The organism is Pseudorhizobium endolithicum, from assembly GCF_902153245.2.
In the GTDB taxonomy this organism is placed as follows: Bacteria; Pseudomonadota; Alphaproteobacteria; order Rhizobiales; family Rhizobiaceae; genus Neorhizobium; species Neorhizobium endolithicum.
In genome coordinates this window covers 464,397-487,009 of record NZ_CABFWF030000012.1, presented here as the reverse complement: position 1 = coordinate 487,009, position 22,613 = coordinate 464,397, and the positions used below count along the sequence as shown (strand labels likewise).

19 protein-coding genes are annotated in these 22,613 nt (G+C 64.6%); 10 read left to right on the top strand and 9 right to left on the bottom strand.

Annotation, left to right across the window (positions count from 1 at the left end; genetic code table 11):
* Window position 1: 1 nt before the first annotated feature.
* From RTCK_RS12180 to RTCK_RS12170, 3 genes are read right to left on the bottom strand one after another with little or no spacing between them, the layout of a single operon-like run.
* Entirely contained in the window at window positions 2-1,291 is a 1,290-nt protein-coding gene (locus tag RTCK_RS12180; protein ID WP_142592988.1) for a dihydrolipoamide acetyltransferase family protein, read from the bottom strand.
* A gap of 2 nt (window positions 1,292-1,293) precedes the next feature.
* Window positions 1,294-2,307, bottom strand: coding sequence for an alpha-ketoacid dehydrogenase subunit beta (locus tag RTCK_RS12175; RefSeq protein WP_142592987.1), 1,014 nt, complete (start codon window positions 2,305-2,307; stop codon window positions 1,294-1,296).
* A 3-nt stretch (window positions 2,308-2,310) separates the two neighbouring features.
* On the bottom strand, window positions 2,311-3,543 hold the full coding sequence (locus tag RTCK_RS12170; protein ID WP_142592986.1) for a 3-methyl-2-oxobutanoate dehydrogenase (2-methylpropanoyl-transferring) subunit alpha: 1,233 nt from the start codon (window positions 3,541-3,543) through the stop codon (window positions 2,311-2,313).
* A gap of 228 nt (window positions 3,544-3,771) precedes the next feature.
* On the opposite strand from RTCK_RS12170, the gene treZ reads away from it, so the two are divergent.
* The 5 genes from treZ to RTCK_RS12145 all read left to right on the top strand — a co-directional run bounded on the left by treZ (window position 3,772) and on the right by RTCK_RS12145 (window position 11,443).
* Complete coding sequence (treZ, locus tag RTCK_RS12165; protein WP_142592985.1) at window positions 3,772-5,601, top strand: malto-oligosyltrehalose trehalohydrolase; 1,830 nt, start codon at window positions 3,772-3,774, stop codon at window positions 5,599-5,601.
* On the top strand, window positions 5,598-8,132 hold the full coding sequence (gene treY, locus RTCK_RS12160) for a malto-oligosyltrehalose synthase (RefSeq protein ID WP_142592984.1): 2,535 nt from the start codon (window positions 5,598-5,600) through the stop codon (window positions 8,130-8,132). Before treZ ends, treY begins: the two co-directional genes overlap by 4 nt.
* Before the next feature lie 419 nt (window positions 8,133-8,551).
* Entirely contained in the window at window positions 8,552-9,868 is a 1,317-nt protein-coding gene (locus RTCK_RS12155) for an NAD(P)/FAD-dependent oxidoreductase (protein ID WP_142592983.1), read from the top strand.
* Complete coding sequence (locus tag RTCK_RS12150; protein WP_142519890.1) at window positions 9,865-10,149, top strand: hypothetical protein; 285 nt, start codon at window positions 9,865-9,867, stop codon at window positions 10,147-10,149. Before RTCK_RS12155 ends, RTCK_RS12150 begins: the two co-directional genes overlap by 4 nt.
* A gap of 10 nt (window positions 10,150-10,159) precedes the next feature.
* Window positions 10,160-11,443 (top strand): cytochrome P450, encoded by a 1,284-nt coding sequence (locus tag RTCK_RS12145; protein WP_142592982.1) that lies wholly within the window; start codon window positions 10,160-10,162, stop codon window positions 11,441-11,443.
* Between the two features lie 21 nt (window positions 11,444-11,464).
* Here the strand turns inward: RTCK_RS12145 and RTCK_RS12140 are convergent, their stop codons facing one another.
* Complete coding sequence (locus RTCK_RS12140; RefSeq protein ID WP_142592981.1) at window positions 11,465-12,322, bottom strand: SDR family oxidoreductase; 858 nt, start codon at window positions 12,320-12,322, stop codon at window positions 11,465-11,467.
* Window positions 12,323-12,539: 217 nt separating this feature from the next.
* Here RTCK_RS12140 and RTCK_RS12135 point away from each other — a divergent pair, with 217 nt between their 5' ends.
* A complete protein-coding gene (locus RTCK_RS12135; RefSeq protein WP_142592980.1) occupies window positions 12,540-13,919 on the top strand; it encodes a UDP-glucose dehydrogenase family protein in 1,380 nt (459 codons plus the stop codon).
* A gap of 99 nt (window positions 13,920-14,018) precedes the next feature.
* Here RTCK_RS12135 and RTCK_RS12130 read toward each other — a convergent pair whose 3' ends face one another.
* Both RTCK_RS12130 and RTCK_RS12125 read right to left on the bottom strand, forming a co-directional pair.
* Window positions 14,019-14,270 carry a hypothetical protein gene (locus tag RTCK_RS12130; protein ID WP_142592979.1) on the bottom strand — a complete coding sequence of 84 codons (252 nt, stop codon included), beginning with the start codon at window positions 14,268-14,270 and terminating at the stop codon, window positions 14,019-14,021.
* A 94-nt stretch (window positions 14,271-14,364) separates the two neighbouring features.
* The gene (locus RTCK_RS12125; RefSeq protein WP_142519885.1) at window positions 14,365-14,754 is read right to left on the bottom strand and encodes a DUF983 domain-containing protein; all 390 of its coding nucleotides are present in this window, start codon (window positions 14,752-14,754) and stop codon (window positions 14,365-14,367) included.
* A 167-nt stretch (window positions 14,755-14,921) separates the two neighbouring features.
* On the opposite strand from RTCK_RS12125, the gene RTCK_RS12120 reads away from it, so the two are divergent.
* Together RTCK_RS12120 and RTCK_RS12115 are read left to right on the top strand one after the other, a co-directional pair.
* Entirely contained in the window at window positions 14,922-16,091 is a 1,170-nt protein-coding gene (locus RTCK_RS12120) for a zinc-dependent alcohol dehydrogenase (protein WP_185927999.1), read from the top strand.
* Window positions 16,092-16,101: 10 nt separating this feature from the next.
* Entirely contained in the window at window positions 16,102-16,905 is an 804-nt protein-coding gene (locus tag RTCK_RS12115; protein WP_142592977.1) for an SDR family NAD(P)-dependent oxidoreductase, read from the top strand.
* A 60-nt stretch (window positions 16,906-16,965) separates the two neighbouring features.
* Here the strand turns inward: RTCK_RS12115 and RTCK_RS12110 are convergent, their stop codons facing one another.
* From RTCK_RS12110 to RTCK_RS12100, 3 genes are all read right to left on the bottom strand, one after another.
* Window positions 16,966-17,229, bottom strand: a complete 264-nt coding sequence (locus tag RTCK_RS12110) for a hypothetical protein (RefSeq protein ID WP_142522811.1) — start codon at window positions 17,227-17,229, stop codon at window positions 16,966-16,968.
* 83 nt (window positions 17,230-17,312) lie between these two features.
* Window positions 17,313-18,251 carry an NAD(P)/FAD-dependent oxidoreductase gene (locus RTCK_RS12105; RefSeq protein WP_142592976.1) on the bottom strand — a complete coding sequence of 313 codons (939 nt, stop codon included), beginning with the start codon at window positions 18,249-18,251 and terminating at the stop codon, window positions 17,313-17,315.
* A gap of 103 nt (window positions 18,252-18,354) precedes the next feature.
* Window positions 18,355-19,185 carry a universal stress protein gene (locus RTCK_RS12100; protein WP_142592975.1) on the bottom strand — a complete coding sequence of 277 codons (831 nt, stop codon included), beginning with the start codon at window positions 19,183-19,185 and terminating at the stop codon, window positions 18,355-18,357.
* Window positions 19,186-19,381: 196 nt separating this feature from the next.
* On the opposite strand from RTCK_RS12100, the gene RTCK_RS12095 reads away from it, so the two are divergent.
* Window positions 19,382-22,027, top strand: coding sequence for a cation-translocating P-type ATPase (locus tag RTCK_RS12095; RefSeq protein WP_142592974.1), 2,646 nt, complete (start codon window positions 19,382-19,384; stop codon window positions 22,025-22,027).
* Window positions 22,028-22,043: 16 nt separating this feature from the next.
* Window positions 22,044-22,517 (top strand): NUDIX domain-containing protein, encoded by a 474-nt coding sequence (locus RTCK_RS12090; protein ID WP_142592973.1) that lies wholly within the window; start codon window positions 22,044-22,046, stop codon window positions 22,515-22,517.
* Window positions 22,518-22,613 lie beyond the last annotated feature (96 nt).

Below are 22,613 nucleotides of genomic sequence, written 5' to 3'. Positions count from 1 at the left end.
CTCATCCCTCGACGAATATCATGGCCGGCGCCTCCAGCAGCACCTTCAGGCGCTGGATGAAGGTGGCGGCATCCCAGCCGTCGATCACGCGGTGATCGAAGCTCGAGGACAGGTTCATCATCTTGCGGGGCACGAACTGCGTGCCGTCCCATTGCGGCCGGACAGCGATCTTGTTGACGCCGATCACCGCCACCTCCGGATGGTTGATCACCGGGGTAGAGACGATCCCGCCCATTGCGCCGAGCGAACTGATTGTGATCGTTGAGCCGGTCAGTTCCTCGCGCTGCGCCGTGCCGTTGCGGGCGGCATCGCTCAAGCGCAGCAGTTCCTTCGCACAGTCAAAAAGGTCCCTTGCCTCGACATGCTTCACCACCGGCACGACGAGACCCGCCGGGGTCTGTGCGGCGATGCCGACATGCACGCCGCCATATTGCCGGACGATCCCCGCCTCATCGTCATAGAGGGAATTCACCATCGGCTGGTCGGCCACCGCCTTCACGATGGAGCGCATCAGGAAGGGCAGGATGGTGAGCTTCGGACGGCCCGGCTTCTGGTCGGCATTGAGCCGGGCGCGCAACTCCTCCAGGGCTGTTATGTCGACCTCTTCCACATAGGTGATGTGGGGGATGCGCGATTTCGACAGCGCCATCCGCTCGGCAATCCGCCGGCGCAGGCCGACGACCTTGATCTCCGTGATTGCCTTGTTGGGCTGCAGACCGCCCCTGGCAGGCGCATCACTTCCCTGTTGGAGAAAGGCGTCCAGATCGTCGTGGGTGATGCGTCCCGCAGGTCCGCTGCCCCAGAGCTGCCGCAGATCAACGCCCGCATCCTTCGCCCTGAGTCGCACGGCCGGCGAGGCCAGTGGCCTTTCGCCAGGCGCCCGTGGCGGCCCGCCGGAGGGTACACCAGAGGGTGCGGCTGCCGGAGGCGGCGGTTCCGGTTGCTGCGGAAGGACGGGCCTTTCAGCCGGCGCGGCTGCGGCGGGTTTATCCTCTACGGCGGGCCTTTCCTGCCGAGCGGGTTCTTCCGCCTCCTCGTCCCCTCCCTCGCCCGCAGTCCTGATCTTGAGGATGACGGTGCCGGTGGCGATAACGTCACCCACCTCGCCCCCACGCCAGACCACCTCCCCCTCGACCGGCGAGGGGATTTCCACGGTCGCCTTGCCGGTCATCACCGCGGCGAGCACCATGTCCTCGCGCACCATGTCGCCGACATTCACATGCCATTCCACGAGTTCGGCCTCTGCCACGCCCTCGCCCACGTCCGGAAGCTTGATCGACTGGATCGCCATTCTCACGCCTCCATCAGGTCGCGAAGCGCCTGCCCCGCACGGGCCGGCCCGGGGAAATAGTCCCATTCCTGCGCGTGCGGATAAGGCGTATCCCAGCCCGCCACCCGCATGATCGGCGCCTCGAGGTGGTAGAAGCAGTGCTCCTGCACCAGGGCGACCAGTTCCGCCCCGTAGCCGGATGTCAGGGTCGCCTCGTGGATCACCATGCAACGGCCGGTCTTCTTCACGGATTGCAGGATCGTCTCCAGGTCGAGCGGCACCAGCGTGCGGAGATCGATGATCTCGGCATCGATACCCGTCTCCTCGGCAGTGGCTTCGGCGACATGAACCATGGTTCCGTAGGCGAGGATCGTGACAGCCGAACCTTCGCGCCGGACTGCCGCCTTGCCCAGCGGTACCGAGAAATAATCCTCCGGTACCTCACCCAGCGGATGTCCGGCCCAGGATGTGACAGGATGCTCGTGGTGGCCGTCGAAAGGTCCGTTGTAGAGCCGCTTCGGCTCCAGGAAGATAACCGGATCCGGGTTCTCAATGGCGGAGATCAACAGCCCCTTGGCGTCGTACGGGTTCGACGGCACCACCACCTGCAGGCCGCAGACATGGGTGAACAGCGCCTCGGGGCTCTGGCTGTGCGTCTGGCCGCCGAAAATGCCGCCGCCGGTCGGCATGCGCACCACCATGGGGCAGGTGAAGTCGCCGTTGGAGCGATAGCGCAGGCGCGCCGCCTCCTGCGTCAGCTGGTCATAGGCGGGGTACATGTAGTCGGCGAACTGGATCTCGATGCAGGGTTTGAGCCCATAGGCCGCCATGCCGATCGCCGTCCCCACGATGCCGGATTCGGAGATCGGCGCGTCGAAGCAGCGGGTCTTGCCGTATTTCTGCTGCAGGCCCTGCGTGCAGCGGAAGACGCCGCCGAAGTAACCGACGTCCTCCCCGTAGACCACCACATCCTCGTCTCGGCCCATCGCCACGTCCATGGCGCTGCGGATCGCCTCGATCATCGTCATGCGTGCCATGGATCACACCCCTGCCTTCTGGCGCTGGCGCCTGAGATGCGCCGGCATCTCGGCATAGACGCCCTCGAACATGTCGCGCATCGACGGCCTGCCGCCGGAATGGAGGGTGCCGTGGCGCTCTGCCTCCTTCTGGGCGGAGACCACCGTATCGCGGATCTCCGCCTCCATCTGCGTGTGGCGCTCCTCGCTCCAGGCACCGATGCGGATCAGGTGGTTCTTCAGGCGGATGACGGGATCTCCGAGGGGCCAGGCCTCCGATTCCTCCTTCGGACGGTAGGCGGAGGGATCATCGGAGGTGGAATGGGCGCCGACGCGGTAGGTGACGTATTCGACCAGCGTCGGTCCAATATTGCGCCTTGCCCGTTCCGCCGCCCATTTCGCCACCGCATGGACGGCGAGGTAGTCGTTTCCGTCGACCCGGAGCGACGGCAGGCCGAAACCGAGGCCACGCGCAGCAAACGTCCCCGAACCGCCGCGGGCGATCCCCTGGAAGGTCGAGATGGCCCATTGGTTGTTGACGACGTTGAGGACGACCGGTGCCCGGTAGGTGGAAGCAAAGACCAGCGCGGCGTGGAAATCAGACTCTGCGGTCGATCCGTCCCCGATCCAGCCGGCGGCGATCTTCGTGTCGTTCCTGATCGCCGAGGCCATGGCCCAGCCGACCGCCTGCACATACTGGGTGGCGAGATTGCCGGAGATTGAGAAAAAGCCGTGCTCCTTGGAGGAGTACATGACCGGCAACTGCCGGCCCTTTAGCGGATCGGCATCGTTGGAATAGATCTGGTTCATCATGTCGACGAGCGGATAGCCGCCGGCAATGAGCAGGCCCGCCTGCCGGTAGGTCGGGAAGTTCATGTCGCCCGGCTGCAAGGCGCGCCGGAACGCGCACGAGACCGCCTCCTCCCCGAGATGCTGCATGTAGAAGGAGGTCTTGCCTTGCCGCTGCGCCATCAGCATGCGCTGGTCGAAGGCGCGAAGCAGCATCATGTGCCGCAGGCCCTCCATCAGTTCCTCCGTCGTCAGCGTGCCGGCCCAGGGGCCGACCGCCTCGCCCTCGCGGTTCAGGACGCGGATGATGGAAAAAGCGAGGTCGCGCATGCTCTCCGGATCGGCGTCGATCTCAGGCCGCCGCACCGAGCCTGCCTTCGGGATGCTGACATGGGAAAAATCCGGCTTGTCGCCGGGCCGCACCTCCGGTTCCGGAACATGCAGACTGAGCCTTGGGGCGTCCGTCATTCTCGCTTCTCCTCCCTGAGAACCGATGGGTCGGGGCGCTTCCTCCTCGAAGCGCACCTGCTAATAATCTAGGGCCGGGAAGCCGCCTCAGCAATTTTATTACGCGCCTCGAAACTGCGAATTCGCGGCCAGCCGGGCAATTTTCTTGCGGCTTTGGACACGCGGGCGACATGAGGGGAACCGGAAGCCGTTTCGGCCGTTTGGCGCTCTCCTCACAGGGGGTTCCTCATGACATCCGCAACCGATCCGATAGATGAATTCCACGCTTTCCCCAGGACCTGGGGAGCGGAGTTCACGGCAGTGGGCGAAGTGCGATTCCGATTGTGGGCGCCCGGCCAGGCACAGGTGGCGCTGCGTCTCAACGGCAGCGAAACGCCGATGACCCCTACCGAAGACGGCTGGTTCGAGCTCCTGGCGACGGGTGTCTCCGCCGGCAGCGAATACTCTTACGTACTGGCGGACGGCACCGCCATTCCCGACCCCGCCTCGCGCGGCCAGAAGGACGACGTCAACGGTCCTTCGCTGGTGATCGACCCGACGTCCTACGAATGGCGGAACGCCGAGTGGCGCGGCCGGCCTTGGGAAGAGGCTGTAATCTACGAAATGCATGTCGGCACCTTCACCCCGGAAGGTACCTTCCGCGCCGCGATCGAGAAGCTGCCCCATCTGGCGGAACTCGGCATCACCGCCGTCGAGGTCATGCCCGTCGCCCATTTCGGCGGCAATCGCGGCTGGGGCTATGACGGCGTTCTGCTCTATGCCCCGCACCGCGCCTATGGCCCGCCGGAGGACTTCAAGGCCTTCATCGACGCCGCCCATGGCCATGGGCTGATGGTGCTGCTGGACGTCGTCTACAATCACTTCGGACCGGAGGGTAACTATCTGCCTCTGCTCGCGCCGGAGTTCTTCCACGAGGACAAGCACACCCCCTGGGGTGCCGCGATCGCCTACGAACTAGCGCCGGTGCGCCGCTTCTTCGTGGAGAACGCTCTCTACTGGCTGGACGAGTTCCAGTTGGATGGGCTGCGCTTCGACGCCATCGACCAGATAGGCGACGACGAATCCGAAAAGCACATCCTCGTGGAAATCGCCGAGCGGATACGGGCGGAATTCCCCGACCGCCACATCCATTTGACCACGGAAGATTCGCGCAACGTCACCTTCCTGCATGAACGCGGCGAGGACGGCAGCGTGCCCCGCTTCACGGGCGAGTGGAACGACGACTTCCACAACGCCATCCACGTCTACGCGACCGGTGAGACAGACGGCTATTACCAGGACTTCGGCGAGAACACGGAACACCTTGTGGCACGGACGCTGGCGGAAGGTTTCGCCTATCAAGGCGAGAAATCGAAGCATTCCGGCAAGACGCGCGGGGTCACAAGCACAGGCCAGCCACCGGTCGCGTTCGTGGACTTCATCCAGAACCACGACCAGGTCGGGAACCGTGCCTTCGGCGAGCGGCTCCTGACGATCGCCGGACCGGAAAAGGTGAAGGCGCTGTTCTCCGCACTGCTCCTGTCGCCGCACATCCCGCTTCTCTTCATGGGCGAGGAATTCGGCGAGACGCGTCCGTTCCTGTTCTTCACTGATTTCCACGGCGATCTCGCGAAGGCGGTGCGCGAAGGCCGGCGCAAGGAGTTCGAAGGCCATGCCGGGCACGGCAGAGAGGATGGGGAGATCCCCGATCCCAATGCGGAGACGACCTTCACCGACTGCAAGCTCGACTGGGACAAACCGGCGTCCACGGAAGGACGGGAGTGGATGGACCTGACCCACGATCTGCTGGCGCTGCGTCGCGAGACAATCGTACCGATGCTGGGATCAGCACGCGACACGGGCGGCCGCATCCTCAAGGCGGAGAACGGCCTGGTTGCGGTGGCGTGGCGCTTCCCGAAGGGCGAGATCGGCATGGCGATCAACCTCGGCAACAGACCGCTGCCGCTGCCGGACCTGCCGGGCGAGCCCGCCCATCGCCTGCCCGCCGATGCGGGTGAAGGCGGCATGCTCGGCCCCGACGGCATCGTCGTCACCATCAAGGCCGGAGGTCGTGCATGAAGATCCCGACCTCCACCTACCGCATCCAGTTCCGCAACGGCATGACCTTCGAGCGTGCTGCCGGGCTGGTGCCCTATCTGAAGCAACTCGGCATCAGCCATCTCTATGCCTCGCCGATCTTCTCCGCCACCAACGGCTCCACCCATGGCTACGACGTCACCGATGCGAACGAATTCGATCCGGTGCTCGGCGGTCGCGACGGCTTCCTCAAGATGTCGGACACGCTGCGGGAACACGGCCTCGGGCTGATCCTCGACATCGTGCCCAACCACATGGCCGCCTCGCTGGAGAATCCCTGGTGGCGCGACGTGGTGGAGCACGGCCAGCAGAGCCGGTACGCCCGCTATTTCGACATCGACTGGAGCCGCCGGCTGACGCTGCCCTTCCTCGGCGACACCTTCGAGGAGGTGCTGGCGAAGGGCGAGCTTTCGGTGAGGGTCGATCCGCAGACGGGCAAGCCGGCCCTTGCCTACTACGACAGCTACTACCCCCTCACCCCATCCTCCTATGAAGGACGGGCAGGCGAGGTGCTGGCAATCTCCAAGCCCGAGGAAATCGTTGCCCTGCACGACCGGCAACCCTGGCGGCTGATGTCCTGGCGGGATGCGCCGCGCGAACTGAGCTACCGCCGCTTCTTCGAGATCACCGGTCTGGTCGGCCTGCGTGTCGAGGATCCGGAGGTCTTCGAGGCGGCGCACCGGACGGTGCTGGATCTGGTCCGCGAGAGCCGCGTCGACGGGCTGCGGATCGATCATGTCGACGGCCTCGCCGACCCGAAGGGCTATCTCGAGCGCCTGCGGGCAGCCGTCGGGCCGGACATCTACGTCGTCGTGGAGAAGATCCTCGGCGAGGGCGAGCTGCTTCCGGAGGACTGGCCGATTTCCGGCACCACCGGCTATGAGTTCATCACCGCGCTGGGCAACGTGCTGGTGGATGGGAGCGGGCACGAAGCGCTGACAGTTGCTTACCACGCCGTCGCAGGAGCGGCGCCGGACCCGCTCGACGAGCTGCGCGAAGCGAAATTGCTGATGGCGAACAACAACTTCGAAGGCGAAGTATCGACGCTGCTGAAGCTTGCTCTGAAACTGCATGAAGGCGACGCCGGTGACGTGAGCACAGGCAGCGGGGAAATGCAGGATGCCCTGCGCGAACTCCTTGTCGCCTTCCCCGTCTACCGCACCTACGGCACGGCGGAGGGCATGCCGGCCGAAGGGAAAGCCCTTCTCGACGAGGTCGTTCGGCGCGTGCGGACGGGTCCCCATGCGCCCGACGAGCAGGCCCTCGGCTTCCTGCATCGCCTGCTGGCCGGCGAGACGGGCGGCAACAGCGACGAAGCCCTTCTCTTCCGCATCCGGTTCCAGCAGTTGACAGGGCCGCTGATGGCGAAATCGCTGGAAGATACCACCTTCTTCCGCAACCATCGCCTGCTGGCGATGAACGAGGTCGGCAGCGAGGCCGATCCCGCACCGGCTTCCGTCGAGCATTTTCACGAGGAGATGACGATCAGGCGGCAGCGCCAGCCGGACGCTCTTTCGGCCACCTCGACCCACGACACGAAACGGGGTGAGGATGCCCGTGCCAGGCTGTACACGATCAGCGAAGCTCCCGACCATTGGGCGGCATCGGTCGACCGCTGGCGCGAGATCAACAGCCAAGCAGTGGCGCACCTCTCAGGTGGCGCGGCACCGGAGCCCGCCGTCGAATGGATGCTCTACCAGGCGCTCGCCGGGGTCTGGCCGGCCGATCTTGCCACCGACGATCGCGACGGGCTGAAGGCCTTGGAGGAGCGCTTCCTGCAGTATGTGGAGAAGGCTCTCCGGGAGGCAAAGCAGCGGACGACCTGGAGCGATCCGAACGAGGATTACGAAGGAGCCGTCCGCGCCTACGCGAGCCGCCTGCTGTCCCCCGACAACCAGGCTTTCCTGGAGGATTTCCGAACGACGCTGGAACCCTTCCTCCGCACTGGGCTGGTGAACGGCATCACCCAGACCCTCGTCAAGCTCGTCGCACCGGGCGTCCCTGACATCTACCAGGGCAGCGAGCGGCTGGACCTCAGCCTCGTGGATCCAGACAACCGGCGGGAACCCGACTTCGCCACCCTTGCCGCAGACCTGGCGCCCGAGGGTGCCCTCTCCACGACGGAGGAAGACTGGCGAACCGGACGCCTGAAGCAGCAGGTCATCGCACGGGTTCTGCGTCTACGCCGGGAGCAGCCGGATCTCTTTCGATCAGGCGAATACCTGGCGCTGCACCCGGAAGGAAAGAGAGCGGCCAACCTGCTATCCTTTGCCCGTCGCACGGAAGAGGCAGCGCTGGTGCTGATTGCCCCGCGCCTCGTGCTCGGCGCCTTTCGCCAAGGGGAAGAGCGGCTTTCCAAGCGATGGGATGAGACGGTTCTGCCCCTGCCCCCTGCTCTTCGGTCGCGCTCCTATCGCGACCTCTTCACCGGAAGACGGTTCGACCCGTCCGAAAGACTGTCGATCGCCTGGGCCTTCGTGGATCATCCCTTCGCGCTGCTGGTTTCCACATGAGCAGCGCAAGGCGACCATAAAAACGGGCGCCGATCAGCCGATCGACGCCCGTTTCGTCTTTGCGTCACTGTCCCGCTCAGCCGAGGCCGAGAAAGGACAGAATGGCGAGAACGATCACGACCGCTCCGACAAGCCAAACAATGCTGTTCATGTCTCTCTCCTTCTTGATCAACTGTCTTGGTCGAATATTCCGGGAAGCGCGGATCAGGCGAAGCCGACTAGGTTGAGAACGGCGATGACGATGACGACGGCGCCTACCAACCACACGATGCTGTACATAGCGGTCTCCTTTGTTTCTCGGGAAAGTGAACGGCGGCTCGTGCAAAAGGTTCCGTCGGCCAATCCGGCTGGAACAATTCCCGAAAGGACGTGTTGACCCTCGCAATCGGTTCGGGATTCGGCCGTCGACGGGAGCAAAAATGCATCAGGGGCAGGATGGAGATCGACCGTCTGACCGACGCCGAATCGTCATCGTCGGTGGCGGTTTTGGCGGTCTTGCCTGTGCCCGGGAACTCGGCAACTCCCCTATCGAGGTGACGGTCGTCGACCGGCGCAACCACAACCTGTTCCAGCCGCTGCTCTATCAGGTGGCCACGGCCGCCTTGTCGCCCGCCGACATATCCGAGCCGATCCGCCGGACGCTGGGGCGATACCGCAACATCCGCGTACTGCTTGCGGAAGTCACCGGCCTGGACCTGGCAGGCAAGCACGTGCTGCTGGATCACGGAGATCCGGTTTCTTTCGATGCGCTCGTTCTCGCCACCGGCTCCGAATACAATTACTTCGGCCACGAGGAGTGGCGCGCCTGGGCACCCGGCCTGAAGACGATCCACGAGGCGCGCCTCATTCGCCAGCGCCTGCTTCTGGCGTTCGAAAGAGCAGAACTTTCCGGCGATCCGGAAGAAAAGCAAGCCCTCCTGACCAGCGTCGTCATCGGCGGAGGTCCGACCGGCGTCGAGATGGCCAGCGCCATCGCCGAACTCGGACGGTTCATGATCGAGAGGGACTTCCGTCGGCTGCAGCCGGAGCATTTCCGGGTCATCCTGGTCGAGGCAGGGCCGCGCATCCTGTCGGCCTTTCCCGAGGAACTCGCGGAGTATGGCCGTAACGAACTGGAGAAGGCAGGCGTCGAGGTGTTGACGCGCTTACCTGTCGAATCCATCGACAAGGAACAAGTGGTGGCCGGTGGCCGGACGATCAGGACCGGCAGCGTTGTCTGGGGCGCCGGAGTGAAGGCGTCGCCTGCGGCCTCCTGGCTGAAGGTGGAGGGCAAGGCCGGAGGCCGTGTCCCGGTCAATCCCGATCTCAGCGTCATCGGCTGCACCGATGTCTATGCGATCGGCGACACCGCCCTTGGGCTTGCGGACGACGGCAAGCCGCTTCCTGCACTGGCGCAGGTCGCCAAGCAGCAGGGCGAATATCTCGGCAAGGCACTGCGGCTTCGCCTGACGCGGGGGCAGCAGGCCGAGCCCTTCCGCTTCCATAACCGCGGCAACACCGCCGTCATCGGACGCAATGCCGCGATCTTCGACTTCGGGACCTGGCGCCTCAAGGGACGCTTTGCCTGGTTCCTGTGGGCGATCGTCCACGTCTATCTCCTCGTCAATTTCGAGAAGCGGCTGCTCGTCAGCATCCAGTGGATATGGCGCTACCTCACGCGGCAGCGGGGCGCCCGCCTGATCGACGAGAATGCCGCCACCTTCGTCCCGGCATCGACAGAAAGGACTGAGACATGAACACCGCCAATCCCCAACTCGAAGGTCTGTATCTTGCCTTCGCAGCCATCAACAACCTCCTCGTCGGCAAGGGTCTCGTGACCCATGCGGAGGTCCAGCAAGCGCTCCAGGGCGCCGAGCAGACAGTCCTCGATGATGGCAAGCCCCTCACGGTCTCCCAGTCCCATCGCAAGGCCGTCGCCTTCCCCATCCGCGTCCTGCTTCTGGCGAACGAGGCGGCGGAACGGGGCGAGAGCTTCGACTTCGAGGATCTCGCTCGGGAGGTCGGCCGGCGAACCTGACGAGGCCGACATGGTCAGCGATAGCGACGGCGAGCGGGACCTTCGCGACATACCGCACGACGGAGCGTTCGATGCGACATGGTCGCTGCTAAGGGAGGGATATGAGTTCATCCCGAACCGTTGCAGCCGCCTGGGGTCCGACATCTTCCGGACACGCCTGATGCTGCGGCAGGCGGTCTGCCTCCAGGGTCCCGATGCTGCCCGCTTCATCTACGAGTCTCCCGGGCTCACGCGCCGCGGATCGATGCCGCAGACGACGCTGCGGCTCCTGCAGGACAAGGGAAGCGTGCAGCAACTGGATGGCGAGGCACATCGGCATCGCAAGGGCCTGTTCATCGGCCTGCTGATGGAGCCGGATACCGTCGCGACACTGGAGGCGATCTTCCGCGAGGAATGGATCGGCCGGCTGCCGGAATGGGAGAGGCGGGAATGGGTCTCGCTTTTCGACGAAGCCAACCTGATCCTGACCCGATCCGTCTGCCGCTGGGCCGGCGTACCGATGAGCGACGACCGCTTCGCGACAGCCGCCCTCACCCGGATGGTGGAATATGCGGGCCATATGCGCCCGGCAACGCTGAGCAGCCTGTGGCAGAGGCGCAGGATGGAGGGCCATGTCAGGCGATGCATCGAGCAGGTGCGGAAGGGCGACCTGTGCATGGGTCACAGTCTGCCGCTGCGCCGGATCGCCGATTTCCGGGACTTCAGCGGCGCCCCGCTGGAACCGGACATCGCGGCTGTGGAAACCATCAATATCCTCCGCCCCGTCGTCGCGGTCGGGCGCTACATCGCGTTCGCCGCGCTGCTGCTGCATCGGCATCCGGAGTGGCATCAGAGATTTCGGGACGGGGACGAGAAGATGCTGGAGGGTTTCGCCGAGGAGGTTCGGCGGATCAGCCCTTTCTTCCCCTTCGTCGGCGCCCGCGCTGTCGAAGAGGTCGAATGGCGCGGCTACCGGTTCCCGTCCGGGCAATGGTTCCTCCTCGACCTCTACGGAACCCTCAGTGATGGGCGTTTCTTTCCGCGGTCCGAGGACTTCCGGCCGGAAAGGGCGATCAGCTGGCGCGACCAGGATTGCACGTTCATTCCCCAGGGAGCGGGAAGTGCGCCAACCACGCATCGCTGCCCCGGCGAGATGATAACCGTCGGGCTTATCAGGCAGGCCGTGAGGCTGTTGTGCCGGTCGATGGATTACAACGTCCCACGGCAGGATCTGGAGGTACGGATGAACCGCATACCGGCTCTTCCGGAAAGCGGCTTCACCATATCCGGCATAAAGGCGCGGCGCCTCGAATGAGGCCGCGCCCATCCTGGTGCGTTACAAGATCGGCTTGCCGCCCGTGACGGCAATCGTCGCCCCCGATACATAGCTGGAAAGCGGATCGGCGAGCATCACATAAGCTGTGGCCAGTTCGGCGGGCTGGCCCGGACGTTTCATGGGGACCTGCTTTCCGAAGTCCTTCACCTTGTCCTCCGTCATCGTCGACGGGATGAGCGGCGTCCAGATGGGGCCTGGCGCCACGGCATTGGCGCGTATTTCCTTCTCCGCCAGCAGTTGGGCGAGGCCGGCGGTGAAGTTCTGGATCGCGCCCTTCGTCGTCGCATAGGCGAGCAGGCTGGGATTCGGCGTGTCGGAATTGATGGAAGCGGTGTTGATGATGGAGCTTCCGGCCTTCATGTGCGGTACGGCCGCCTTGGTGAGATAGAACATCGCATGGATGTTCACGCGGAAGGTCAGCTCCCACTCCTCGTCGCTGATATCGCCGATATCGGCGAAAGTCGCCTGATGGGCTGCATTGTTGACGAGGATGTCGACCCCGCCGAATTCGCTCACCGCCTTTTCGATGATCCGGCGGCAATGCTCGGCCGACTGTATGTCGCCGGGCACGAGGACCGCCTTGCGGCCCGCCTCTTCCACCCATTTCTTCGTTTCCTGTGCGTCCTCCTCCTCGTCGAGATAGGAGATCAGCACATCCGCTCCCTCGCGGGCATAGGCAATGGCGACGGCCCGCCCGATGCCGCTGTCGGCGCCGGTGATGACGGCCTTCTTGCCGGAGAGGCGTCCGGACCCCTTGTAGGACTGTTCTCCGTGGTCCGGCACCGGCTGCATCTTCTTCGTGTAACCGGGCATCGGCTGCTGCTGCTCGGGAAAGGGCGGCGTGGGATACTGGCTCATGGTGTCCTCTCTGTTGGGAAAGTGTGCCCTTTCCAACGGCATGCGATGTCCTATGTTCCAGGCGTCGGCCGCAATAGCCCGGCTTCTTCATCAATGACTTCAACAACAATGTCTTCTTCTTCAGGAACCCTCGGCCCCTGCCGTTGTTTGAGGCTCATCGGCAGCCTTTGGAACACGGCCACGGCTGCGCCTGTATAGTCTGGAAGGAGAGGACAGCATGAATGTCGTCATGATCGGGGCCGGATATGTTGGATTGACCACCGGAGCGTGCTTGGCCGAACTCGGCCATCGCGTCGTCTGCATCGATACCGACGCTATGAAGATCGCGCGGCTGAAGCGCGCGGAGGTTCCGATCTACGAACCCGGCCTGTCCGAGTTGATCCGGCGACACATGATGGCCGGCCGGCTCGCATTCAGCGACGACCTGGCATCCGCGGCTCCGCAAGCCGATGCGATCTTCATCGCTGTGGGGACGCCATCGGACGATGACGGAGACATCGACCTCTCCTACGTGAAAGGCGCGGCGGCCGAACTTGCCCCTCTCGTCAAGTCGGATGCGGTCATCGTCATCAAGTCCACTGTGGTGGCAGGCACCGCAAGAATGATAGCGAATCTGGTGGCCGAAATCAGGGGCGACTCCGATGTCCACGTGGCATCCAATCCGGAATTCCTTCGCGAAGGTTCGGCCATCGGTGACTTTCTGGAAGCCGACCGCATCGTGATCGGGGCGGACGACGCCCGCTCGGCCGACGTCCTGGCCGAGCTTTACGCGCCCCTTCGCAAGAAGGGCGTTCCCTTCGTCACGACGACCACCACCAATGCGGAATTGGTGAAATATGCCGCCAATGCGTTCCTGGCCCTGAAGATCGGCTTCATCAACGAGGTGGCAGACCTCTGCGAGGCTGCGGACGGCGATGTGGCGGCGGTGGCGGAGGGCATCGGCCTCGACCGGCGGATCGGCCGGGCATTTCTCAACGCCGGGCCGGGCTTCGGCGGCTCCTGCTTTCCGAAGGACACGCGCGCCTTTGCCGCCACCGGACGCCGCTATCGGCAGCCGCAGACCTTGGTGGAAACGCTTATTCAGCGAAACGAGGCACGGAAGGCGAAGCTCGCCGCGAAGATCATCGCGGAACTGGGGAGGAAGGGCGGACGCGTCGCCGTGCTCGGGACCGCCTTCAAGTCCAATACCGACGACGTGCGCGATTCAGCGGCGCTGACGGTGATCCCTGCCCTCCTCGACGCCGGCATCGCCGTCGTGGCCCATGACCCGAAGGCCCGAAAGGCGACGGAACGCCTTGTTCCGGGCGCCGCCTGGCGGGATTGCCCCTATGAGGCGGCCAGGGACGCGGACGCTCTCGTCATTCTGACGGAATGGGACGACTATGCGAGGCTTGATCTCCGCAGGATTTCCGGCCTGATGGCGGGACGTTCCATTGTCGATTGCCGCAATCTCTTTGCGCCGCACGAGGTCACCCGGCACGGCCTGAAATATGTCAGCATCGGCCGCCGCCCTGCAACGCCCACGACACGGCAGAAGGCAAAGCGCGCCGGAGCAGGTGCCGGGAACTGGTCGGACATCGCTGCCGCCCCTGCGTAAGCGCGGCAGCCATCCGGAAAGAGCGAAAGAGAAAGCCGTGGATTGCAGGTCCACGGCTTCATTCGTCAGGATTGGCCCGATGGCAGGCGGTATCTGTCTTCATGCTCCCGGCGTTGCCGCACCGTCGCCGGCGCGCAGCCGCCTTAGGTGGTCCACGATCCGCAGGGAACTGGAGGCGCGTGCGGCGGAGAAATCAGAACTCTTCGACAATATCCTGAGCATGTCCTCCGCCTCGTCGGCCGAGATGGTTCCGCGGGCGGCCAGGCCATCGATCAGCAGCAGGATCGCTCCTTCGACAGCAAGCGCGCGGCGTTGGGTTTCGCGGTCGTGATTGTTTTCGATATCAAGCATCATCAGGCTCCGTTGGCTACCTGACGAATTGTTTCGCGTCCGAAAGGTTCCTTGATCGTCGCCCGCCGCACCGCCCCGGTCTCGCTCAGGACGCTCAGCCGGGCGGCTGCCGGTCGATCTTGCCTTGCTCCGCCTTGTAGAAATACTGGCTCGCCACGAGCCAGCCCTTCAGCGGCCTCAGCGGCGGTATGCAGGTGAGCAGCATGAACGGCAGCGAGGTCAGCAGGTGCACCCAGAAGGGCGGCTGGAAGGCAACCTCGATCCAGACGGCAAGCGCGACGCTCGGAACACAGGCGAAGCAGATGACGAAGAAGGCCGGCCCATCGGCCGGATCCGCAAACGAGTAGTCGAGCCCGCAGACCTCGCAGTTCGGGCGAAGCGTCAGGAAGCCTTTGAAGAGATGGCCTTGTCCGCAGCGGGGGCAGCGCCCCCGGATACCGGTGCTGAAGGGAGGCAAGGGAGCCCAGTGGGCATCAGATGACATGCTCATTCCTTTCCACATTCCCCGTGGCCATAGCGCCGAACCTCCTCCACCGGCAAGGGTTTCCTCGGGGACGCGTCAAAGTGACCGAGGAACGGGTCGGAGGAACCTTTGCCGCGAGGGCCTGTTCTGCAGGCCAGGACAAGCACACGCCCAAGGAGGAGCACGAGGTGAAAGCACTGACCTGGCATGGCAAGAGCGACATCCGCTGCGAAAGCATTCCCGATCCGGAAATCCAGGATAGCCGCGACGCCATCATCAAGGTCACCGCCTGCGCCATCTGCGGCTCCGACCTGCATATCTTCGACGGCGTCATCCCCGATATGCACAGCGGTGACGTCATGGGCCATGAAACCATGGGCGAGGTGGTTGAGGTCGGCAAGGACAATACGAAGCTGAAGGTGGGCGACCGCGTCGTCGTTCCCTTCACCATTTCCTGCGGCGAGTGCTACTTCTGCCGGCGCGGCTTCTATTCCGCATGCGAACGCAGCAATCCGGACCACGAGAAGGCCCGCAAGTTCTGGGGCAACTCGCCGGCCGGCCTGTTCGGCTATTCGCATCTCCTCGGCGGCTACGCGGGTGGACAGGCAGAATATCTGCGCATCCCCTATGCTGATGTCGGACCGATCAAGGTTCCCGATACCCTGACGGACGACCAGGCGCTGTTCCTCTCCGATATTTTTCCGACCGGCTACATGGGTGCCGAATTCTGCGACATCCAGCCGGGCGATACGATCGCCATCTGGGGCTGCGGCCCCGTCGGCCAGATGGCCATCCGCTCCGCCTTCCTTCTCGGCGCCGAGCGGGTGATCGCGATCGACACGGTCCCGGAACGTCTGGCCCTTGCCCGGGATGGCGGTGCCGAAACTCTCGATTTCCGGGATGTCGACATCTACGACGCCATCATGGAGAAGACCAAAGGCCGTGGTGCCGACGCCTGCATCGACGCGGTCGGCACGGAGGCCGACACCATGTCGAGCTTCTACGCCGCCGTCGACCGCGTCAAGGTCGCCACCTTCATGGGCACCGACCGGCCGCATGTGCTGCGCCAGGCCATCCATTGCTGCCGCAACTTCGGCACCGTCTCGGTGATCGGCGTCTATGGCGGCTTCCTGGACAAGATCCCCTTCGGTTCCGCGATCAACCGAGGACTGACCTTCAGGATGGCGCAGACGCCGGTGCAGCGCTACATGCCGAAGCTGCTCGAGCATATCGAGCGCGGCGACATCGATCCGTCCTTCGTCATCACCCACCACGGCAGCCTGGAAGACGGTCCCGAACTCTACAAGACGTTCCGCGACAAGAAGGACGGCTGCATCAAGGTTGTACTCAAACCGTAAGGAGGAGACGATGAACCCGGTTGAAACTGGCAGGGGGCTGGCCGTCGTCACGGGTGCCTCGACAGGCATCGGCTACGAACTGGCAAAATGCGCGGCGCAGGAAGGCTACGATCTTGCGATCGCGGCCGACGAACCGCGCATACAGGAAGCCGCGATGCGGCTGAAGGAGTTCGGCGTGGAGGTACAGGCCATGCAGGTGGATCTGGCCACCAGGGACGGCGTGCGCCGTTTCTGCGAAGGCATCGCCGCCCTCGGCCGCCCAATCGACCTGCTGATGGCCAATGCGGGCGTCGGCCTCGGCCACGGATTTCTGGACGAGGATCTGGACGAGGCGCAGCGGGTTGTCGACACCAACATCACCGGCACCATCCGGCTCGTGCACGACCTCGGCAACCGGATGCGCACGCGCGGCCAGGGGCGCATTCTCTTCACCGGTTCCATCGCGGGCTTCATGCCCGGTGCCTTCCAGGCCGTCTACAACGGCACCAAGGCCTTCATCAACAGCTTCTCCTTCGCGTTGCGCAACGAGTTGAAGGCTACGGGCGTCACCGTCACCTGCCTGATGCCGGGTCCGACGGATACCGAGTTCTTCGAACGCGCCGACCTCATGGATACGTCCGTGGGACAGGGCAGCAAGGACGACCCGGCCTATGTCGCCAAACTGGGTTTCAAGGCCATGATGGACGGCGAAGGCGATGTGGTGGCCGGCTGGAAGAACAAGATCATGTCCGCGGCCGCGAACGTGACGCCGGCGGGAATGCTTGCCGAGCAGCACCGCAAGATGGCCGAGCCGGGCAGCGGCAACGCCAACTGAGTGAGACAGGCGAGGATCGGCAACCGCATTGTGCGGTTATCGGTCCCTGCCCCGCCACCGTCAGTCGTAGAGCCAGTCGCGATAGATGCGCCGCCAGACGAGCTTCAGGCTGCGATCCGGCTGGATCACGTAGCGCTCTTCCACTCGCTGGCCGTATTCGTTCGTGAACTGGTGGCTGACGGAGCTGCCGATCGGCGCCTTCGTAAGGCGGCTTCGCGGTTGGCCGCCATAGGTGATGCTGCCGGGAATGGGTTCGAGCCCGGGACCGTCGTTCCACGATACCGCCGTGCACCCGGTGATCATCAGGGCCAGACCGGAAATCATCAAGAACTGCCGCACGGCACACCTTCCTTCCTTCGATTGGATCGGCGGATAACATTTCCGGAGGTTCTCGGGTTCCTTCTTCATCACACGCCTCTCAGCCTGTTGTGAATCGCCACCGCCGCAATCTCCCCCTGCGCCATGGCAACGCCCAACTGATTGAGTCCCGTCACGACATCGCCCACGGCGAAACACCCTTCGATCGCCGTCTCCTGGTGTGTGCCGGTGGCGATACGGCCATCCTCTTCCAGGGCAAGCCCAAGCCCTGCCGCCAGCGCCGACCGTGGCCGCACCCCAAGCGCCGAATAAAGCACGACCCCCTCGAGCACGGTCCCATCCGCAAACGTCAGCGATGTCTCCGTTTCCCCCGTCCTCTCGAGGGATGCCAGCGGCGCCGTGACGACGGCGATGCCCTCGTCGGAGGCCAGCCCGTCCGGCTCCCCTTCCCAACTCCGTGTTTCGCCCAGTGTGACGATGGAGACGGAAGAGCTGAAGGTCTTGAGAAACCGCGCCTCGGCGACCGCCCGCATCGTGGCGCCGATGACGCAGACCGGCCGTCCGCCGATCTCGAACCCGTCGCAGATCGGGCAGATCCGCAGATAGCCCTCGGCCACCATGCCGCGCGCATCATCGATGGGGGGAAGGTTGTCCACCAACCCCGTCGCCAAAACAAGGTTCTGCCCCATCAGGCTGCGGCCGCCGGCAATGCTCACGGAAAAGAACCCTTCCGAGGTCTTCCGCACGTCCGTCACGTCGCCCTGCAGTATCCCGACCCTGAGCTCCTGCAGTTGCTCGCGCATTCGAGCCAGAAGATCGCGGCCTCTGATCCCGCCGGGAAAGCCGGGATGATTGTAGGAGCGCGGAATGAGCGAGGCCCGGCTCCGGCCGCCGTCGACCAGACGTACCGCCCGGTTCATCCGGGCGAGATAGATGGCGGCCGTCATGCCGCCGGGTCCCCCGCCGATGACGAGGCAGTCGGACAGCGGAGGCGGGTTCTCGCGCTCGAGGTAGCTTCTGCCGGCCATTGGGTCTCCTTTTCCCGAGCCGCGTTCTGCGGCTCCAGGCGGCGAGAACTCATCCAGCCGGCGCAGGTTCCCGCGCCGCTTCTCCGGCTTGAGCTAAGCCCGGTCAGCGCACCAGAAGCGCCGGCGTCTGCACGCCCTTGAGCATGGAGCTCGTCACGCCGCCGAATATCCGCTGCCGCAGGCGCGAATGCCCGTAGGCGCCGAGAACCATGAGGTCTGCGGAAATCTCGCGGGCGCGTTGGTTCAGCACGTCCTCGACGGGACGACCCCCGCTCGGCAGCTGATCGATGGTGACGTTGACGCCATGCCTTGCGAGATAGGCCGCCAGTTCGGAGCCGGGCTCTCCGTCCGCTTTCCCGTAGGGGCTGGCGGGATCCACGATCGCGACGTTCACGGTCTCTGCCGCCATCAGGAGGTCGAGCGACTCGCGGACCGCCCGCGCCGCCTCGATCTTGCCGTTCCAACCCACAAGGACCCTCGCCGGACGCAGCGTGGCCTCCCTGCTTTCCGGCAACAGCAACAGAGGCGACATCGCGTCGAATAGACCTCCGTTGATCACGATTCCCGCCAGATCCTCGGCCTTCATCGCACGCGAACCGATCGTGATGAGATCCGCATAGAAGGCGCGGCGGGTGAGTTCCTCGGTGAGGAACAGCGGGTCGTCGTAGTAGCTGGAAAGATCGAAGGAGAGGCCGCCCGCCGCACAGGCTGCCTCGTAAGCCGCGGCCTCCCGCTTGAAGGCCTTGTGGTGCGCGTGGCGGCGATCGAGCCAGTCCGTGTCCACCGGATAGTCGCTGAAGGTCGGAGAAAGGGCCACCTGCAGTGCCAGGACGGAAAGGTGAGCCTGGACTTCCGAGCAGAGCGCGATCGCCTGCTGCAAGTCGGCCTCGCTCTCCTTGCCGCCTATCACGGCCAGAACGGTCTTGAACGCCATGTTGATGTCCTCTCCTATCCTGTGGGACGCTGTACCTGGTGCAGCCCGTCTGCTGCGGCTGCCTCATCCAATGGTGGCATGTCCCGGAGCCATGTTCTTGATATACATCAAACACGAGGAAGCTATCTCCCGTAAAGCTGGTGTATCTTCTCGTCGCACCACGCCCTATCCATGACTTTCAAGGGACCACAGCACCATGAACGAGGTTGTCATGCAGAAGGGAGGACTGACCGCATCGGAAGCAGCGGACCGCCTGGAACGTTTCGGCCCCAATCTGCTGCCGGAGCCTGCTCCGCCGTCGTTCCTGATGACCTTCCTGCTTCAGTTCCGAAGCCCCCTCATCTACATCCTGCTGGTCGCCGCAGCCGTTGCGGCAGCGGTGGGCGAGTTGGAGGACAGCTTCTTCATCGGCATCGTCCTGGTGCTGAACGGCATCGTCGGCGGCATCCAGGAGCATTCCGCCGGAAGGGCAGCGGCCGCCCTGCGAAAGCTGGAGGAAGCCACCGCCATGGTCGTGCGCGACGGTGCGACCACCGCCATCCCGGCCCGGCTGGTGGTTCCGGGCGACCTGATTCTCCTGGAGGCGGGCGCCCGCGTCGCGGCCGACGTCGACGTCTTCGAGGCCACGGACCTTCAATGCGACGAATCCCTCCTCACAGGTGAATCCGCGCCGGTGAAGAAGATCGGGGGCGGCGCCGGCGCCGACAGGGTTTCCGCCTTTGCCGGCACCCTCGTCACGCGCGGGCGCGGTCGTGGCATCGTGGTCGCGACGGGCATGGCGAGCGAGATCGGCAGGATCGCGGCGGAACTCGGAAAGGAATCGTCGGCCAAGCCGCCGCTGATGATCCGGCTCGCGAAGTTCTCCAACCGTATCGCCTGGCTTGTCGGCGCCGCGATGCTGTTCCTCATCCTCGTCGGCCAGTTCCAGGGAATAGGCTGGGGAGACCTGTTCCTGATGGCCGTCGGTCTGGCTGTCAGCGCCATCCCCGAAGGACTGCCGGTCGCCATCTCCGTCGCTCTGGCGATCAGCATGCGCCGCATGGCCCGCAAGCACGTCATCGTGCGCCGCATGCCCGCGGTCGAATCGCTGGGTTCCTGCACGATGATCGCCACCGACAAGACCGGGACGCTCACCCTGAACGAGCTGACCGTTACCGACATCGTGCTTCCGGACGGCAGCCGCTTCGAGTGCGAGGCGGGGCCGGAAATCGATGCCTGCCGCATCACCAGCGGCGGCAATCATGATCCCTCGGCGAACGAGCGCGTCTCGCGCCTGTTCAAGGCCGCTTCGATGCCCAACGAAGGCGTCCTGGTGCGGGACGAGAACGGCTGGACGGGCATCGGCGATACCGTCGATGTCGCGCTGCTTGCCGCCGCCCGCAAGGCAGGTCTCGAACATCAGGCCCTGGCCGACCACTATCCGCTCCTGACGCGCATCCCCTACGAGCCGGATCTGAAATATGCCGCATCCTTCCATCGCCGAGGCGATGTCGTGCGGGTTTTCGCCAAGGGGTCGCCGGAGACGCTGATCGCCATGGCCGATCGGATGGACGTCGGTACCGATTTCGCTCCGGTCGACCGCGCCGCGCTGCTGCGGCAGAAGGAGGAGATGGCGTCCCAGGGCCTTCGCGTCCTGGCGTTCGCCAGCGGCGAAATCTCCTCGGAGGACGGTGACCATCTCGGCCCGCATCACCTGGTCCACCTGGTCTTCCTCGGCATGGTGGGCATGCAGGATCCGATCCGGCCGGAAGTGCCGCAGGCGGTCGCCGACTGCCGTTCGGCCGGCGTGGACATCGCCATGGTCACGGGCGACGATCCGCGCACGGCAGCTGCGATCGCACGCGATGCGGGCCTCTCCTTCGACGACGACCAGGTCGTCACCGGCCGGGAGGTTCAGGCGGCGGAAGAGGCGGGCGATGAAGGCCTCGACACGCTTACCCGTCGTGCCCGCATCTATGCCCGCGTGGCGCCTGCCCAGAAGCTGTCCATCGTCCGGTCGCTTGCGCGCAACGGCCATTTCGTCGCCGTCACCGGTGACGGCATCAACGATGCACCGGCGCTCAAACATGCCCATGTGGGCGTCGCCATGGGTCGGAAGGGTACCGACGTCGCCAAGGAAAGCGCCGACATCGTCATCACCGACGACAACTTCTCCTCGATCGTCAGCGGCATCCGGGAGGGCCGCGTCGCCTACAGCAACATCCGCAAGGTCATCCTGATGCTGGTCACGACCGGCATTGCCGAGGTGCTGCTCTTCATTCTCGCGATCCCCCTCGGCCTGCCCATGCCGCTGCTGCCGGTTCAACTGCTCTGGCTGAACCTCGTGACCAACGGCATCCAGGATGTCGCACTGGCGGGTGAGAAGAGCGAGGGCGACGAGCTGCGGCGCCCTCCCCGCAAGCCGCGGGAACCGATCTTCGACCGCATCATGATACGCCGCATCGTGGTGACGGTGGCGGTGATGGGCCTGGGCGGTTTCGCTTTGTTCTACTGGCTCTTGGCCCAGGGCTACGAAGTCGGCCAGGCACGCAACCTCCTGCTGCTTCTCTTCGTCATGTTCGAGAACGTCCAGACCTTCACCAGCCGCTCGGAACGGCGTTCGATCTTCTCGATCCCCTTCTTCGGCAATCCGCTGCTTTTGATCACCGTGATCGCTGCACAAGGGCTGCATATCGCGGCGATGTACATACCCTGGCTGCGCGACACGCTTGAGCTCTCGCCGATCAGCATGGCCGAATGGGCCGTGATGCTGATCGCGGCGACCTCGATACTGATCGTCACTGAACTCGACAAATGGCGCCTAGGCCGTTCGGAGAAGAAAGCGGAGGGCGGATCTCGCTGAAGGAGCAAACCAGGTCATGCCGAAGAAGAGCGCCGGTCTTCTGATCTTTCGCCGCCGGCCCGGAACAAGCCCGGAGGTTCTGCTCGGCCATCCGGGCGGGCCGTTCTGGGCGCGCAAGGACGATGAGGCCTGGACAATCCCCAAGGGGCTGGTGGAAACTGGCGAGGATCCGCTGGAAGCCGCAAGGCGGGAGGCTTTCGAGGAAATCGGCCTGCAGGTTGAGGGCGACTTCCGCTGGCTGGGGCAGTACCGCCAGCCGGGCGGCAAGCTTGTACTCGTCTGGGCCGTGGAGCCTGCCGCCGATATCGCGGCGGACGCAATCGTCAGCAATTCCTTCCTGATGGAATGGCCACCTCGCTCGGGCCGCCAGCAGGCATTCCCGGAAATCGACCGCGCCAGATGGTTCCCGCTGGAGGAGGCGGAGACGAAGATCCTGAAGGGGCAGAGGCCGATGATCGAGGATCTCCGGAACCTGCTGGCGAAGCAATAGGCGGCGGCGCCCACGCTCGGTCCGGCCACCTGTCATCCATCAAGAAATTTTCACGCGGATGCCGAAGTTTAGGGCATTTTGCCTCCTAAGGCCGCA

What these genes read in the sequence shown, in the direction of transcription:
- RTCK_RS12170 (WP_142592986.1), bottom strand. Translation starts at nt 3,543, where the DNA reads ATGACGGACGCCCCAAGGCTCAGTCTGCATGTTCCGGAACCGGAGGTG.
- RTCK_RS12130 (WP_142592979.1), bottom strand. Translation starts at nt 14,270, where the DNA reads ATGCTTGATATCGAAAACAATCACGACCGCGAAACCCAACGCCGCGCG.
- treZ (WP_142592985.1), top strand. Translation starts at nt 3,772, where the DNA reads ATGACATCCGCAACCGATCCGATAGATGAATTCCACGCTTTCCCCAGG.
- RTCK_RS12135 (WP_142592980.1), top strand. Translation starts at nt 12,540, where the DNA reads ATGAATGTCGTCATGATCGGGGCCGGATATGTTGGATTGACCACCGGA.
- RTCK_RS12105 (WP_142592976.1), bottom strand. Translation starts at nt 18,251, where the DNA reads ATGGCCGGCAGAAGCTACCTCGAGCGCGAGAACCCGCCTCCGCTGTCC.
- treY (WP_142592984.1), top strand. Translation starts at nt 5,598, where the DNA reads ATGAAGATCCCGACCTCCACCTACCGCATCCAGTTCCGCAACGGCATG.
- RTCK_RS12150 (WP_142519890.1), top strand. Translation starts at nt 9,865, where the DNA reads ATGAACACCGCCAATCCCCAACTCGAAGGTCTGTATCTTGCCTTCGCA.
- RTCK_RS12125 (WP_142519885.1), bottom strand. Translation starts at nt 14,754, where the DNA reads ATGTCATCTGATGCCCACTGGGCTCCCTTGCCTCCCTTCAGCACCGGT.
- RTCK_RS12115 (WP_142592977.1), top strand. Translation starts at nt 16,102, where the DNA reads ATGAACCCGGTTGAAACTGGCAGGGGGCTGGCCGTCGTCACGGGTGCC.
- RTCK_RS12155 (WP_142592983.1), top strand. Translation starts at nt 8,552, where the DNA reads ATGCATCAGGGGCAGGATGGAGATCGACCGTCTGACCGACGCCGAATC.
- RTCK_RS12145 (WP_142592982.1), top strand. Translation starts at nt 10,160, where the DNA reads ATGGTCAGCGATAGCGACGGCGAGCGGGACCTTCGCGACATACCGCAC.
- RTCK_RS12140 (WP_142592981.1), bottom strand. Translation starts at nt 12,322, where the DNA reads ATGAGCCAGTATCCCACGCCGCCCTTTCCCGAGCAGCAGCAGCCGATG.
- RTCK_RS12110 (WP_142522811.1), bottom strand. Translation starts at nt 17,229, where the DNA reads ATGATTTCCGGTCTGGCCCTGATGATCACCGGGTGCACGGCGGTATCG.
- RTCK_RS12095 (WP_142592974.1), top strand. Translation starts at nt 19,382, where the DNA reads ATGAACGAGGTTGTCATGCAGAAGGGAGGACTGACCGCATCGGAAGCA.
- RTCK_RS12100 (WP_142592975.1), bottom strand. Translation starts at nt 19,185, where the DNA reads ATGGCGTTCAAGACCGTTCTGGCCGTGATAGGCGGCAAGGAGAGCGAG.
- RTCK_RS12180 (WP_142592988.1), bottom strand. Translation starts at nt 1,291, where the DNA reads ATGGCGATCCAGTCGATCAAGCTTCCGGACGTGGGCGAGGGCGTGGCA.
- RTCK_RS12175 (WP_142592987.1), bottom strand. Translation starts at nt 2,307, where the DNA reads ATGGCACGCATGACGATGATCGAGGCGATCCGCAGCGCCATGGACGTG.
- RTCK_RS12090 (WP_142592973.1), top strand. Translation starts at nt 22,044, where the DNA reads ATGCCGAAGAAGAGCGCCGGTCTTCTGATCTTTCGCCGCCGGCCCGGA.